Genomic DNA, 12,408 nt, shown 5'->3' with positions numbered 1-12,408 from the left:
CACCGAAATCATCGAGACCACCGCGATCGCCGCATAAGATCAACACACACGGATCAGCGCTGGCCGCCTCTTACACCACGCCAGCGGACGTGACCCCCACTCCCCCACCCGGAAACAACACCAGCCGTCAGCCGGACCACCCGGCTGACCGCCAGCGCCGCTTTCAGCGCCCCAACACGACACCAGCCGTCAGCCGGACCACCCAGCTGCCCGCCAGCGCCGCTTTCAGCGCCCCAACACGACACCAGCCGTCAGCCGGACCACCCAGCTGACCGCCAGCGCACGCCCTGGGGCGCGAGAAGGAACACCAGCCGTCAGCCACGAGGCCCGGCTGGCGGACAGCGCCCACTCCAGTGACCCAACACGACACCAGGCGTCAGCCGGACCACCCAGCTGACCGCCAGCGCCGCTTTCAGCGCCCCAACACGACACCAGCCGTCAGCCCGGCCAGACGGCTGATGGGCAGCGCTCGCTGCGGGGGCGAGCAGGACACCTGCCGTCAGCCAAGAGGCCTGGCTGACACCCAGCCCTCACTTTGGTGCCCGAGGGCGACACCGGCGGTCGGCTGGGGCGGGTGGCTGACGGGGAGTGCTCGATTGGGGGCGGGAGGGGCACTGGCTGTCGGCTGGGGTGGGGGCTGAGGCAGGAGCGGGTGGGAGGAGGAAGGCTGGGTGGGGCGCGTTGGGGGCGGGAGTGGGCTCGTGGCCGCGCGCCCCTCGTACGCCGGGGGGTTGATCTAGATCTTGATGCGCGGGCGGGGCTGGCAGCGCGGGCAGCTGAAGGACGACCGGTTCATGAACTGCTCGCGCCGGATCAGGGCGCCGCAGCGGTGGCAGGGTTCGCCCTCGCGGCCGTAGGCGTTGAGGGAGCGGTCGAAGTAGCCGCTGTCGCCGTTCACGTCGACGTAGAGCTCGTCGAAGCTGGTTCCGCCCGCCACGATGGCCTCGCCCAGCACGTCCCGGACGTGTGCGAGCAGGCGCTTGACGGCCGGGCGGGTCAGCTGGTCGGTGGGGCGGGCACCGTGCAGCTTGGCGCGCCACAGGGCCTCGTCGGCATAGATGTTGCCGACGCCGGAGATCAGCGTCTGGTCCAGCAGGGCCCGCTTGATCTCGGTGTGCCGGCCGCGCAGCCGGGCCACGAACGCCTCGTCGTCGAAGAGCGGGTCCATCGGGTCGCGGGCGATGTGCGAGATCTCGTCGGGCAGCTCGGCGCCGCCCTCGGAGACCGACAGCCCGCCGAAGGTGCGCTGGTCGACGAAACGCAGCTGCGGCCCGCCGTCGGTGAAGGTGAACCGGACCCGCAGATGCTTCTCGTCCGGCGCGTCCCCGGGCTGCATCAGCAGCTGCCCGCTCATCCCCAGGTGCCCGATGATCGCGTCACCGGAGTCGAGCGGCAGCCACAGGTATTTGCCGCGGCGGGAGACGTCCAGAACGGTCCGGCCGGCCAGCATCGCGACGAAGTGGGCGTCGCCCGGCAGGTGCCGGCGGATCGCCCGGGGGTGGTGCACCTCGACGGTGGCGATGGTGCGGCCGGCCACCCATTTGGCCAGGCCCTGACGGACGGTTTCGACCTCGGGAAGCTCGGGCACGGGGGTCCTTTACAGCGTGAACGGCCAGACGGTTACCAGGTAGGCGCCGTACCAGAGACCGAACAGCGCCCACGCGACGATCGACAGGACCGCGACCCGGGGGCGGGCGCGGGAAGCGGCCACGACGGCCGGCAGCAGCGTCAACAGTACGGGCAGCAGCAACCGTGGCTTGGAGTGGTAGAAGCCGGCCTGGCCGTACACCAGGATCATCGCGATCACGCCGTAGACCGCGAGCGGCAGCCACGGCTTCTGGGCCAGCGCGACGCCGGCCGCGGCCAGCGCCACCAGCAGGATCAACGCGACGCTCATCGGGATCCAGCCGTCGCCGGTGCGCAGCGTCGTACGAAGGAAGTCGAGAGTGCTGGAGCCGAAGTCGAACGACGTGCCCCAGCCGGCGGTCTGAATCTTGAACCAGGCGCTCGGCTCACCCACCCGCCAGGCCACCCAGCCCAGGAAGAGCGGCACCCCGGCGAGGGCCACGGCCGCCGCGGTCAGCGGGCGCCAGGCCTGCTTGCGGCTCTCCCGGACGGCCAGCAGCGCGGCCACCGCGAGGGCGATCGCCGCGGCGGCGCCGGTCGGGCGGCTCAGCGCGGTCGCCAGGCCGAGCAGGCCGGCCGCCCACCACACCCGGCGGTGCGCGGCCACCAGCATGCCGGCCACCAGGGCGATGTAGATGCTCTCCGAGTACGCCATGGACAGCACCACGGACGCCGGGGCGGAGCAGCAGATGGCGACCAGGGCCCAGCCGGCGCGTTTGCCGTACAGGCTGGTGCCGAGCAGGTGCAGCGCGATCGCGGCGCCGATCGAGGCGAGCCAGGCGACCGCGAGCGCGGCCGTGGACGGCTCGATCCCGAGCGCGGCGCCGGCCCGGATCAGCATCGGGTAGACCGGGAAGAAGGCCAGCTCGCTGCCCTGCAGGGTGCCGTTCGCGTCGTAGGTGTACCCCTGCGGGTAACCGTCCATCGCGACCCGCAGGAACCAGCCGCCGTCCCAGATCAGCAGCCGCTCACGAATGCTGCGCGGCTCGGCGGTCGCGCCACCCAGCCACCAGATCATCAGCAGCTGGCCGGCCCGGGTCAGCGCCAGGATGCCGATCGCGACGAGCACGCCCTGGCCGCCGCCCGCGGCGTCCCAGAGCCGGGTCTTGCCCGCCCGGGGCCCGGTCTCGGCCTCGACCTCATCCACAGCCTTCACTCCGTCCACGGCCGGGATCATGACACGTCCGGCGCCGGACTTTCAGCCGCCACGGTCTCCGTCTCGGTCTCGGCCCGCTCGGTGAGGGTCCGCCACGCCGCCGCGGCCGCCCGCTGTTCGGCCTGCTTCTTGCTGCGGCCCTCGGAACCGCCGTACCGCTCGCCGGCCACCACCACCCACGCGGTGAACGTCTTCGCGTGGTCCGGACCGGAGTCCTCGATCTCGTAGTCCGGGACGCCCAGGCCGAGCGCCGCGGTCAGCTCCTGCAGGCTGGTCTTCCAGTCCAGCGCGGCGCCCCGGCCGGCCGACTCGGCCATCAGCGGGTCGAACAGCCGGTGGATCACCTCGCCGGCGATCTCCAGGCCGTGCTCCAGGTAGATGGCGCCGAGCAGCGCCTCCAGGGTGTCGGCGAGGATGCTCGCCTTGTCCCGGCCGCCGGTCGTCTCCTCGCCCTTGCCGAGCAGCAGGTGCGGGCCCAGACCGAGCGGGCCCAGGCCGCGGGCCACGTCCGCCAGCGCGTGCATGTTCACCACGCTGGCCCGCAGCTTCGCCAACTGCCCCTCGGGCAGGTCGGGGTGGTTGTGGAAGAGCGCCGAGGTGATCACCACGCCGAGCACCGAGTCGCCGAGGAACTCCAGCCGCTCGTTGGTGGGCAGGCCACCGTTCTCGTAGGCGTACGACCGGTGGGTCAGTGCCCGTTCCAGCAACTCCGGCTTGAAGGGCACACCGAACGCCTCCTCGAGGGGTGCGGTGGACGGACGACGGCGCTTGTCAATCATGCGATACCTCGCTGTACCTGAGCAGATCGGCGATGGCCGCGACCGAGCCGCGGCGGTGCAGGTCGGCGGCGAAGCCGATACCCGCGGCAAGATCAGGACCGGTGGCGGCGCCGTGGCAGACCACGACGGTGCCGCCGACCCCGAGCAGCAGGGCAGCCCGGGGCGGTAGTTCGGTGTCCGGTGCGGGCGGGCCGGCCAGGGCGTACCCGGTCTCCAGGCCCTTGAGCAGAACGTTGCCGGTGAAACCGTCGGTGACCACGACGTCAGCGGCGGTGCCCGTGACGACGTCGCCGCCCTCCACCAGGCCGGTGTAGCGGGCGCCGGCGGGCAGCGACAGTTCGGCGAGCCGGGGCGGCAGGGCGCGGCGCAGGCGGTCGCCCTTGCCAGGCTCGGTGCCGATGGTCAGCAGGCCGACGCGCGGTTCGGCGACGCGGTGCACGACCGAGGCGTACGCGGCGCCGAGGCGCGCGTGCACGGCGAGCGTCTCCACATCGGGGTCGACCGTCGAACCGACGTCGAGCAGGACCAGCCGGCCGGCCGCGGTGGGCAGCACGGCGGCGAGTGCGGGACGGCGTACGTGCGGCCAGCGGCCCAGTTCACGAGCCGCGGAGAGAACCGTGGCGGCGGTGTCGCCGGCCGAGACCAGGGCGTCGGCGCGGCCCTCGGCGACCGCCCGGACGGCGTCGCCGACGGTGCCGGCATGCGCCACGGAGGTGCTGATCCGGTGCCGGTCCGCCGGGTCGAGGGCAGCCAGCACCGCGTCGGCGGCAGCAGCCGGGCCGACGAGAGTCAGATGCAGGGACGGATCGGCCTGACAGGCTCGCAGAGCGCCGTCAACCACGACGTCGGGGGCTTCATCCCCGCCGAGGAGGTCGACGGCGATCCGCGCGGTGCCCGGCTCCCCTCGGGGAACCGTGACACCGCTGGAACGCCACTGCTCAGGAACAACCCGCCCGGTGATCGGGCGCGTCACGCGAGGACGTCAGACCTCGAGGACCTGACGGCCGTTGTAGGTGCCGCAGACCGAGCAGGCGGCGTGCGGCAGCTTCGGCGACTTGCACTGGGGGCACGCCGCGGTGATCACCGCGGTCGCCTTCCAGTTCGCCCGGCGCGAGCGGGTGTTGCTGCGCGACATCTTGCGCTTGGGGACGGCCACGGTTCCTACTCCTCGTTGTTTGACAGATTGCGCAAAGCGGCCCAGCGGGGATCGACTTCCTCGTGGCTGTGATCAGCCGGAAGGTCGTCGAAGTGCACCCCGCAGTCGGGGCACAGCCCTGGGCAGTCCGGTCGGCAGAGCGGGTTGGTCGGCAGGGTCAGCACCACTGCGTCCCGCACGGCCGGCTCCAGGTCGAACAGGTCGCCCTGCATCCGGCCGACCTCGTCCTCGTCGGTGGTCTCCTCGGTGGTGCTGTCCTCGTAGGCGAACAGCTCCGCGATGGAGACCTCGAACGACTTGCCGATCTCGTTCAGGCAGCGCCCGCACTCGCCGGAGAGCGAGCCACGCACGGTGCCGCTGACATAAACCCCCTCGGAGACCGACGTCAGGCTCAGATCGAGCTCGAGGTCGGAACCCTCGGGAACCGAGATCAGCTCCAGACCGAGGTCTGCCGGTGCCGGCACCACCCGATTCAGGGCACGCGTCGCACCAGGCTGCCGGGGTAGTTTCGTCGTGTCGACGACCAGCGGCTGCCTGGGATCCAGGTGACTCTGCGGTGACTTCGGCATCATGCTTCCTCAGCCCTGGGTGGGCCGACGGAAAACATTACCTGAGCTTGTCGGACGTCGTCGAATCGCCCTTCCCACCACCCCGACCACCACCCCTAAAACGGAAGAAAGCCTCATCAGAACGGCAGGGGCCGCTCCGCGTCCTCACCCTGGAAGGTGCCGATCTCCCGCAGGGCGTGCATCTTGTCCCGCCCACGCTCTATCGAGGCCAGCGCACGGGTCAGGAACTGCTCGAAGTTCGCCAGGGCGGTGTCGACGTAGTCGTCGACCTCCTCGCGCAGGCGCTGCGCCTCGGTCCGCGCCTCGGCGATGATCCGGGCGCCCTCGTGCTCGGCGGAGACCGTGATCTCGTTCACCGAGACGAGCCGGGCGTGCTCGGTCTCACCCTCGCTGACGATCCGGTCCGCCTCGCGGCGGCCGGCTTCGATGATCCGGTCGCGCTCCTCCAGCACGGCTGCTGCCTTGCGCAACTCCGATGGCAGGGCGGCCCGCAGCTCCTCGAGCCTCTCGATCATGTGGTCACGGTCGATCATCACGTTCGTCCGCGACATCGGCACGGATCGTGCTTCGTGCACGAGGTCGATGATCTCGTCGATGCCGTCGAGCGGATCCACCGGCGCCTCACTCCTGTCCCGTCCAACCCATCCAACCGCCCCGCCCACTCAGAGTGGTGCGATCACGTTACTGCGTAACGGCCGCGCTCGTTCCCGGCACGCCGGTGCGGTCAGTTCTGCTTCAGGCGGCCGATCAGGCGTTCGAGCACCGGGTCAGGCAGGTACGCGGACGCGTCGCCGCCCCACTTGACGACATCCTTGACCAGGCTCGACGAGAGGAAAGAGTAGAGCGGGTTGGTCGGCATGAAGAGGGTCTCCACACCGGACAACCCAATGTTCATCTGCGCCATCTGCAACTCGTAGTCGAAGTCGCTGACCGCGCGGAGGCCCTTGACCACCACGGCCGCGCCCTGGTCGCGGCAGAAGTCGACCAGCAGGCCGTGGAACGCCATGACCCGCACGTTGTCGTACTGGGCGGTGGCCTCGCCCAGCATCTCCAGGCGTTCCTCGATGGTGAACAGCCCGACCTTCGACTGGTTGATGAGGACCCCGATGATCACCTCGTCGAACAGCCGGCTGGCCCGCCCGATGATGTCGAGATGCCCGTTGGTGACCGGGTCGAAGGATCCAGGACACACCGCTCGTCTCATGATCGGCGACCGTACCAAAGTGTGGTCTCGCCGTAACGCCGGGTTCGCTCGCCGGAAAGGCCGTCCACCCAGCTCAGCGGCCCGGAACGGGTGGATCGCTCGAAAATCACCACGGCGTCCGGCGCCAGCCAGCCGTTGGCCACCAGTTCCTCCTGGACGGTGTCGATCTCGTCGGCGCCCAGCGCGTACGGCGGGTCGGCGAAGACCACGTCGAACGGGCCGTCGGCGGGCGGGTCGGCGAGGGTCTGCAGCACCTTGCCGGTGATCAGCCGGGTAGCCGGCCCGACGCGCAGCGCCACGATGTTGTCCCGGATGACGCGTGCCGCCTTGGCGTCCGATTCGACCAGAAGCGCGTGCGACGCGCCCCGGGACAGCGCCTCCAGGCCGACGGCGCCGGATCCGGCATAAAGGTCGGCGAACCGGGCACCGGACAGATCGGTCATCGTCTCCAGGGAGCTGAAGAACGCTTCCCGCACGCGATCCGAAGTGGGCCGGGTGTGCGCACCGGCCGGTGCGGACAGACGCCGGCCACCGTGAGCACCCGCGATAATCCTGGTCATCACCGCCGACGCTACTTCACCACCCGGGCGAAGCCACGTTCGCGTGAACAATTCCCTCGTCACGGGCACGACGCGCAACGGTACCGTTCCGTTCGGTACAGCGAAGATCTCAGATTGGTATCAAGAGCCTTAGCGGGCGCTGAGACGTTTCTTTGACCTTGGGAACTGGCTAGGGTCGGGCAGCGTTGCGGGCGACCCCCCGGTCCCCGCGGAACGACGTGGGGAGGCGTCGTCGCAGGCATCGCTTCCGTCCATCAGCGACCGCCGGCTGCTTCCTCGCGCCCCTCCGTACCCCCTTTCACAGGAGTAGGCGTGAACCTGTCTAAATCCCCGCTCCGTCGCGCGGCCTCGGTTGCCGCGGGCGCCGTCATCGGCCTGGCCGGTATCGCGGTGGCCGCCTCGCCGGCGTACGCCACCGACGCCGTCATCGGCAAGTCGGTGTACTGCGACAAGGCCACCGGCGAGTGGGTCGTCGACTGGACGGTCAAGGGCAACGCCCCCGAGGGCGTGGAGAAGTTCCGCTTCACCGAGGTGAAGTCGGAGATCGGTTTCCCGGTCGAGCAGACCGAGCTGGCCGAGTACAAGGTGACCGAGGAGTTCACCCACCCGACCAACAAGGACATCACGGCGCAGCAGCGCGTCGCCGGTGACAAGAACTTCGCCCGGCTGAACGTCAAGGTGCTGTTCGACAACAAGCACGAGGTCGACGCCTCCAACACGGCGAACTTCGACGGCAAGTGCGAGAAGAAGGCGCCGGAGCCGAACCCGAGCAGCTCGTCGCCGGCCCCGCAGCCGAGCACCAGCACGAGCGCCAGCGCGCCGGCCTCGCCGACGCCGAGCGAGACCCCGAGCCTGCCGGACGACGTGCCCGGTGAGCCCGAGGCGGTGTTCGAGATCACCTGCGACACGATGACCATCGGCTTCAAGAACCCGGCCGACGGCTTCCCGCTGGACCTGCGCTTCGAGACCAGCAAGGGCGAGGTGCGCGACCTCACCATCGCTCCGGGCGAGACGAAGAGCGCGACCTTCAGCGCGACCGACGGCTTCTCCGTCGACCTCACCATCTCGGTCACCGCCGAGGGCGAGACCTTCTCGGAGACGGTGAACCTGCCGTACGAGCAGCCGGCTGACTGTGACGAGGGCGAGGGTGGCGGCCTGCCCGTCACCGGTGCCGCCGCGGGTGGCGTCGCCGGTGGGGCCGCGGCCCTGCTGGTCGCCGGTGGCCTGCTGTTCTTCCTGGCTCGTCGCCGGAAGGTGAGCTTCAAGGCCTGATCCACGGATCCGGTCCACCCGGGCGCGCTGACCACACGGTCAGCGCGCCCGGTCTGTTCCCGCCCAGGGAGAGAAGGATCCGTCCGGGTTCGGTGGGAAGTCGTGGACGGCCACCACGGCCGCCACCGGAAGCCGGCCGTAGATGTGCGGGAACTGCCGGCCGTCCGGCTCGGGTGGGCTGCCGTCCTCCCAGACGACCGGTGCGCCGACCCGGGTCTCGTCGATCTCCAGCAGCAGCAGGTCGGTCCGGCCACGGAACCGCAGCGTCGCCGGCTTGTGCACCCAGTCGGCCGGGGAACAGTGGATGAAACCCTCGGTGGCGAGCGTGTCCCCCTCGTACGCTCCGGTCCCGACCGCCTCGGCCCACGCATCGCGTGGGCAAATGTGCATGATCAACCCTTCTCCAAGTATTCCGCTCGTTCCTCGTCGACCAGCGCGGCCACCGAAGCGGCCAGGGCCGGATAGCGAGTCAGGTCGGGGTCGTCGCCGATCAGCTCGGACGCCTCCACCCGCGCCTCCTTGATCAATTTCTCGTCGCGGAGCAGCGACAACAGCCGCAGATGCGAATGCCGGCCGGACTGCGACGCGCCCAGCACGTCACCCTCCCGGCGCTGCTCCAGGTCGATCTCGGACAGCTTGAAACCGTCGGTCGTGGAAGCCACCGCGTCCAGCCGCTCGCGCGCCGCCGAACCCTCCACCGACTCGGTGTGCAGCAGGCAGATGCCCGGCGCCGAACCCCGGCCCACCCGGCCGCGCAACTGGTGCAACTGGGACACCCCGAACCGGTCGGCGTCCAGGATCAGCATCACCGTCGAATTGGGCACGTCCACGCCGACCTCGATCACCGTGGTCGCCACCAGCACGTCGAGGTCGCCGGCGGCGAAGCGGCGCATCACCGCGTCCTTCTCCTCCGGCGGCATCTTGCCGTGCAGCATGTCGATGCGCAGACCGGTCAGATATTCGTTCTGGAGCAGCGGCAGGACCTCGGTGACCGCCAAGGGTGGTCGGCGGGCGGGCTCGTCGTCCTTGGGCGGGGTCTCCTCGTCCTCCGGGCCGTCGCCGATCCGCGGGCACACCACATAGGCCTGGTGACCGGCCCGGACCTCCTCGCGGATCCGCTTCCAGGCCCGGTCCAGGTAGGCCGGCTTCTCCAGCGCGGGCACCACGTGCGAGGCGATCGGCGAACGGCCACGCGGCAACTGCGACAGAACAGACGTCTCCAGGTCGCCGTAGACGGTCATCGCCACCGTCCGCGGGATCGGTGTGGCGGTCATCACCAGCACGTGCGGTGGCCGGGCCGCCTTGGCGCGCAGCGCGTCCCGCTGCTCCACCCCGAACCGGTGCTGCTCGTCGACCACCACCAGGCCGAGATCACGGAAGTCGACACCCTCGTACAGCAAAGCGTGCGTGCCCACCACGATGCCGGCGGTGCCGTCCGCGACCTTGGCCAGCGCGGCCCGCCGCGCGGCCGCGCCGAGCGAGCCGGTGACCAGCGTGAGCTGCGTGCCCTCCGGATCACCGTCCAGCTCGCCGGCCCGGCCCAGCGCGCCCAGCTGCGCGCTGATCCCCCGGAAGTGCTGGGTGGCGAGCACCTCGGTCGGCGCGAGCAGGGCGGCCTGCCCGCCCGCGTCCACCACCTGCAGCATCGCCCGGACCGACACCAGCGTCTTGCCGGAACCGACCTCACCCTGCAGCAGCCGGTGCATCGGGTGCGGCCGCGCCAGATCCGCGGCGATCTCCTCACCCACCGCACGCTGACCTTCGGTCAGCTCATAGGGCAGCCCGGCGTCGAATTTCGCCAGCAACCCGGCCTCCGCACGCGGCCGGGCGGTGCCGGGCGCCGCGGCCGCACGTGCCCGGCGTTGCACCAGCGTCAGCTGTACGGCGAAAGCCTCGTCCCACTTCAACCGGTACTTCGCCCGGTACAGAGCCTCCTCCGAACTCGGCCGGTGGATCTCCCGCAGCGCCGGGCCGATCCCGACCAGGTTCCGTTTCGCCCGGGTCTCGGCCGGCAGTGGATCCGCCGGTGGCTCGAACGTGTCCAGCAGCGTGCGCACACACTTGGCGATCACCCAGGTCGGCACGGCCTGCGCGGCCGGATAGACCGGGATCAGCGCGCCGGCGAACTCCTCGATCTCGGCGGCCGCGTCGTCCTGCGTCGCGTCGGCGCTGAGCAGCTGATAGGCCGGGCCGTTCAGCTGCCGCTTGCCGCGGAACTCGGTGACCTTGCCGGCGAACAGCCCCCAGACGCCCTTGCGCAGCTCCCGCTCCCGCCATGCCTGATTGAAGAAGGTGCAGGTCAGCGTCGCGCCGGTGCCGTCGCCGATGGTCACCTCGAGCATGTTGCCGCGGCGCGCCCGCATCGGCTTCACGTTGATCTGCTGCACCTGGGCCAGCACGGTGACCTGCTCGTCCACCTCCAGGCGGCGCAGGTCGGTGTGCTCGCCGCGCTCGTCGTAACGCCGCGGGAAGTGATAGATCAGGTCGCCGGCGGTGTGCAGGTCGAGGTGGGTGGCGAGGGCCTTCGCGGTCTTCGCGCCGAGCACCTTGGTCAGCGGAGTGTCGGTCGTGGTCATTCGACTCCTGCCAGGAGGTGGTACCGGGGCTGGCCGCCGGCATAGCACTGCAACTCGATGAACGGCCAGGACCGGTGCACGTGACCGCGCAGGGCGGTTTCCAACTCGGCCGGGGCATCCGCGCCCAGCACCAGGGTGACCAGCTCACCGCCGCCGCCGAGCATCCGGTCCAGCAGCCGGTGACTCACCTCGGCCAGGTCGACGCCGATGACGTGGACCTCGCCGTCGACCAGACCGAGCAGGTCACCGGCGCGGCACGGGCCGGCGACGGTGAGCGCGTCCCGCTGGGCGGTGCAGACCTCCCCGTAACGGCAGGCGCCGGCCGCCTCGGCCATCGCGATCACGTCGTCGGCGAACGCCCGCTGCTGGTCGCGCACGGCGAGCGCCGCCAGGGCCTGCACCGGCGACCGGGTCGGCACGACACTGACCTGCACCCCGGCGGCGGCAGCCTCGCGCGCGGCGGAGGAGGCGACCGCGTGCGTGTTGGCGTCGTTGGGAAGCAGAACCACACAGTCGGCGCCGGTCGCGTGGATGGCGGCCAGCAGCTCGGCGGTGGACGGGTTCCGGTCGACGACCGTGGCGCCCTCGGCCTCGAAAAGAGCGGTCAGCCCGTCGCCTGCGGCGACCACGACGGCGGCCCGCACGTCGGCACCGGGCCGGCGGTCCTCCAGCTGGGTGACCCGGATCTGGTACGGCCGGCCGGCCGCGATCCCGGCCTCGATGGCGGGGCCGATGTCGGTGACGTGGACGTGCACGTTCCAGGTGGGCGGGTCGCCGTCGCCGGTGCCGACGATGACCAGCGAGTCGCCCAGGCGGTCCAGGGTGCGGCGCAGCTCACCGACGGTCTCCGGGGTGGCGTCGAGGAGATACTGCACCTCGAACCCGTATCCGGAGCATCCGTCGTCGCCGCGGTCCCCGGCGGGTCCGTGCGTAGTGGCCGGCAGCGGGCCCGTCCGGGCAGGCGTGCCCGCGGGCCGGTCGCCATTGGCGCCGATCCGGCTGCCTGCCGGGTCATCAATGGCGCCATGCGGTCCTGGCGGGGCGTCAGAATCGCCGCGCTGGCCGGCGGATGCGCCTGACTGGACGGCGGCGTCGCCATGCAGGCCGGCGAGTGCGGCCGCCGAGCCGGTCGTGTCGCCATGCCGGCCCGCGGATGCGCCCAACCGGGCGACAGCGGCGCCGTGCGCGTCGGTGGTGTCGCCATCTTCACCGGCGGGTGCGCCCAGCCGGGCGGCGGCGGCGTCGTGCGGGTCGGCCGGGGCGGTGGTGTCGTCTTCGGCGACGGCGCGCACCAGGGCGTCCAGCAGCAGGCAGAGGCCTCGACCGCCGGCGTCGACCACTCCGGCGCGGGCGAGGACGGGGAGCTGCTGCGGCGTACGGTCAAGGGCCTCGGATGCGGCGCGCGCGGCGGCGCGGGCGACGGTGACCAGGTTGTCGGATTTGATGCGGCCGGCGCCCTCGGCGGCGGCCGCGACGACCGAGAGGACCGTGCCCTCGACCGGCCGGGCGA

The 12,408-nt window shown here is 71.2% G+C and carries 13 protein-coding genes; 1 reads left to right on the top strand and 12 read right to left on the bottom strand.

From position 1 onward, the window contains the following. Window positions 1–736: 736 nt before the first annotated feature. The 9 genes from mutM to rsmD all read right to left on the bottom strand — a co-directional run bounded on the left by mutM (window position 737) and on the right by rsmD (window position 7,050). The gene (gene mutM / locus AB0F81_RS47055) at window positions 737–1,588 is read right to left on the bottom strand and encodes a bifunctional DNA-formamidopyrimidine glycosylase/DNA-(apurinic or apyrimidinic site) lyase (protein ID WP_360210213.1); all 852 of its coding nucleotides are present in this window, start codon (window positions 1,586–1,588) and stop codon (window positions 737–739) included. Window positions 1,589–1,597: 9 nt separating this feature from the next. Continuing rightward, window positions 1,598–2,791 carry a hypothetical protein gene (locus AB0F81_RS47050; protein WP_360210211.1) on the bottom strand — a complete coding sequence of 398 codons (1,194 nt, stop codon included), beginning with the start codon at window positions 2,789–2,791 and terminating at the stop codon, window positions 1,598–1,600. Window positions 2,792–2,799: 8 nt separating this feature from the next. Further along, window positions 2,800–3,561 (bottom strand): ribonuclease III, encoded by a 762-nt coding sequence (gene rnc, locus AB0F81_RS47045; RefSeq protein WP_360210209.1) that lies wholly within the window; start codon window positions 3,559–3,561, stop codon window positions 2,800–2,802. Continuing rightward, window positions 3,554–4,522, bottom strand: a complete 969-nt coding sequence (locus AB0F81_RS47040; protein ID WP_360210215.1) for a phosphate acyltransferase PlsX — start codon at window positions 4,520–4,522, stop codon at window positions 3,554–3,556. Before AB0F81_RS47040 ends, rnc begins: the two co-directional genes overlap by 8 nt. A gap of 21 nt (window positions 4,523–4,543) precedes the next feature. After that, on the bottom strand, window positions 4,544–4,717 hold the full coding sequence (gene rpmF, locus AB0F81_RS47035; protein WP_196413810.1) for a 50S ribosomal protein L32: 174 nt from the start codon (window positions 4,715–4,717) through the stop codon (window positions 4,544–4,546). A gap of 5 nt (window positions 4,718–4,722) precedes the next feature. Then, window positions 4,723–5,286, bottom strand: a complete 564-nt coding sequence (locus AB0F81_RS47030) for a DUF177 domain-containing protein (RefSeq protein ID WP_360210206.1) — start codon at window positions 5,284–5,286, stop codon at window positions 4,723–4,725. A gap of 116 nt (window positions 5,287–5,402) precedes the next feature. Then, window positions 5,403–5,900: a hypothetical protein gene (locus tag AB0F81_RS47025; RefSeq protein ID WP_360210204.1), complete on the bottom strand. Its 498-nt coding sequence runs from the start codon at window positions 5,898–5,900 to the stop codon at window positions 5,403–5,405. Window positions 5,901–6,010: 110 nt separating this feature from the next. Beyond that, a complete protein-coding gene (coaD, locus tag AB0F81_RS47020; protein WP_360210202.1) occupies window positions 6,011–6,490 on the bottom strand; it encodes a pantetheine-phosphate adenylyltransferase in 480 nt (159 codons plus the stop codon). Next, a complete protein-coding gene (gene rsmD / locus AB0F81_RS47015) occupies window positions 6,487–7,050 on the bottom strand; it encodes a 16S rRNA (guanine(966)-N(2))-methyltransferase RsmD (protein ID WP_360210200.1) in 564 nt (187 codons plus the stop codon). The genes coaD and rsmD overlap by 4 nt, the downstream gene beginning before the upstream one ends. Before the next feature lie 312 nt (window positions 7,051–7,362). Between rsmD and AB0F81_RS47010 the strand changes: the two genes are divergently transcribed. Further along, window positions 7,363–8,322: a hypothetical protein gene (locus tag AB0F81_RS47010; protein ID WP_360210198.1), complete on the top strand. Its 960-nt coding sequence runs from the start codon at window positions 7,363–7,365 to the stop codon at window positions 8,320–8,322. A 39-nt stretch (window positions 8,323–8,361) separates the two neighbouring features. Here the strand turns inward: AB0F81_RS47010 and AB0F81_RS47005 are convergent, their stop codons facing one another. The 3 genes from AB0F81_RS47005 to AB0F81_RS46995 form a co-directional block, all read right to left on the bottom strand. Then, on the bottom strand, window positions 8,362–8,712 hold the full coding sequence (locus tag AB0F81_RS47005; protein WP_360210196.1) for a DUF952 domain-containing protein: 351 nt from the start codon (window positions 8,710–8,712) through the stop codon (window positions 8,362–8,364). Between the two features lie 2 nt (window positions 8,713–8,714). Next, complete coding sequence (gene recG / locus AB0F81_RS47000; RefSeq protein ID WP_360210194.1) at window positions 8,715–10,898, bottom strand: ATP-dependent DNA helicase RecG; 2,184 nt, start codon at window positions 10,896–10,898, stop codon at window positions 8,715–8,717. Beyond that, window positions 10,895–12,408 (bottom strand): DAK2 domain-containing protein (locus AB0F81_RS46995; protein ID WP_360210192.1); only part of this gene is annotated, 1,514 nt, incomplete at its 5' end. The genes AB0F81_RS46995 and recG, both read right to left, overlap by 4 nt.

It is taken from the genome of Actinoplanes sp. NPDC024001 (assembly GCF_040638955.1).
Lineage (GTDB): Bacteria > Actinomycetota > Actinomycetes > Mycobacteriales > Micromonosporaceae > Actinoplanes.
This window is presented reverse-complemented; position numbering and strand designations above follow the sequence as displayed.

Excerpts from the sequence above, each read along its gene's own strand:
- rnc (WP_360210209.1), bottom strand. The coding sequence starts at position 3,561 with ATGATTGACAAGCGCCGTCGTCCGTCCACCGCACCCCTCGAGGAGGCG.
- rsmD (WP_360210200.1), bottom strand. The coding sequence starts at position 7,050 with ATGACCAGGATTATCGCGGGTGCTCACGGTGGCCGGCGTCTGTCCGCA.
- AB0F81_RS47005 (WP_360210196.1), bottom strand. The coding sequence starts at position 8,712 with ATGCACATTTGCCCACGCGATGCGTGGGCCGAGGCGGTCGGGACCGGA.
- recG (WP_360210194.1), bottom strand. The coding sequence starts at position 10,898 with ATGACCACGACCGACACTCCGCTGACCAAGGTGCTCGGCGCGAAGACC.
- AB0F81_RS47030 (WP_360210206.1), bottom strand. The coding sequence starts at position 5,286 with ATGCCGAAGTCACCGCAGAGTCACCTGGATCCCAGGCAGCCGCTGGTC.
- coaD (WP_360210202.1), bottom strand. The coding sequence starts at position 6,490 with ATGAGACGAGCGGTGTGTCCTGGATCCTTCGACCCGGTCACCAACGGG.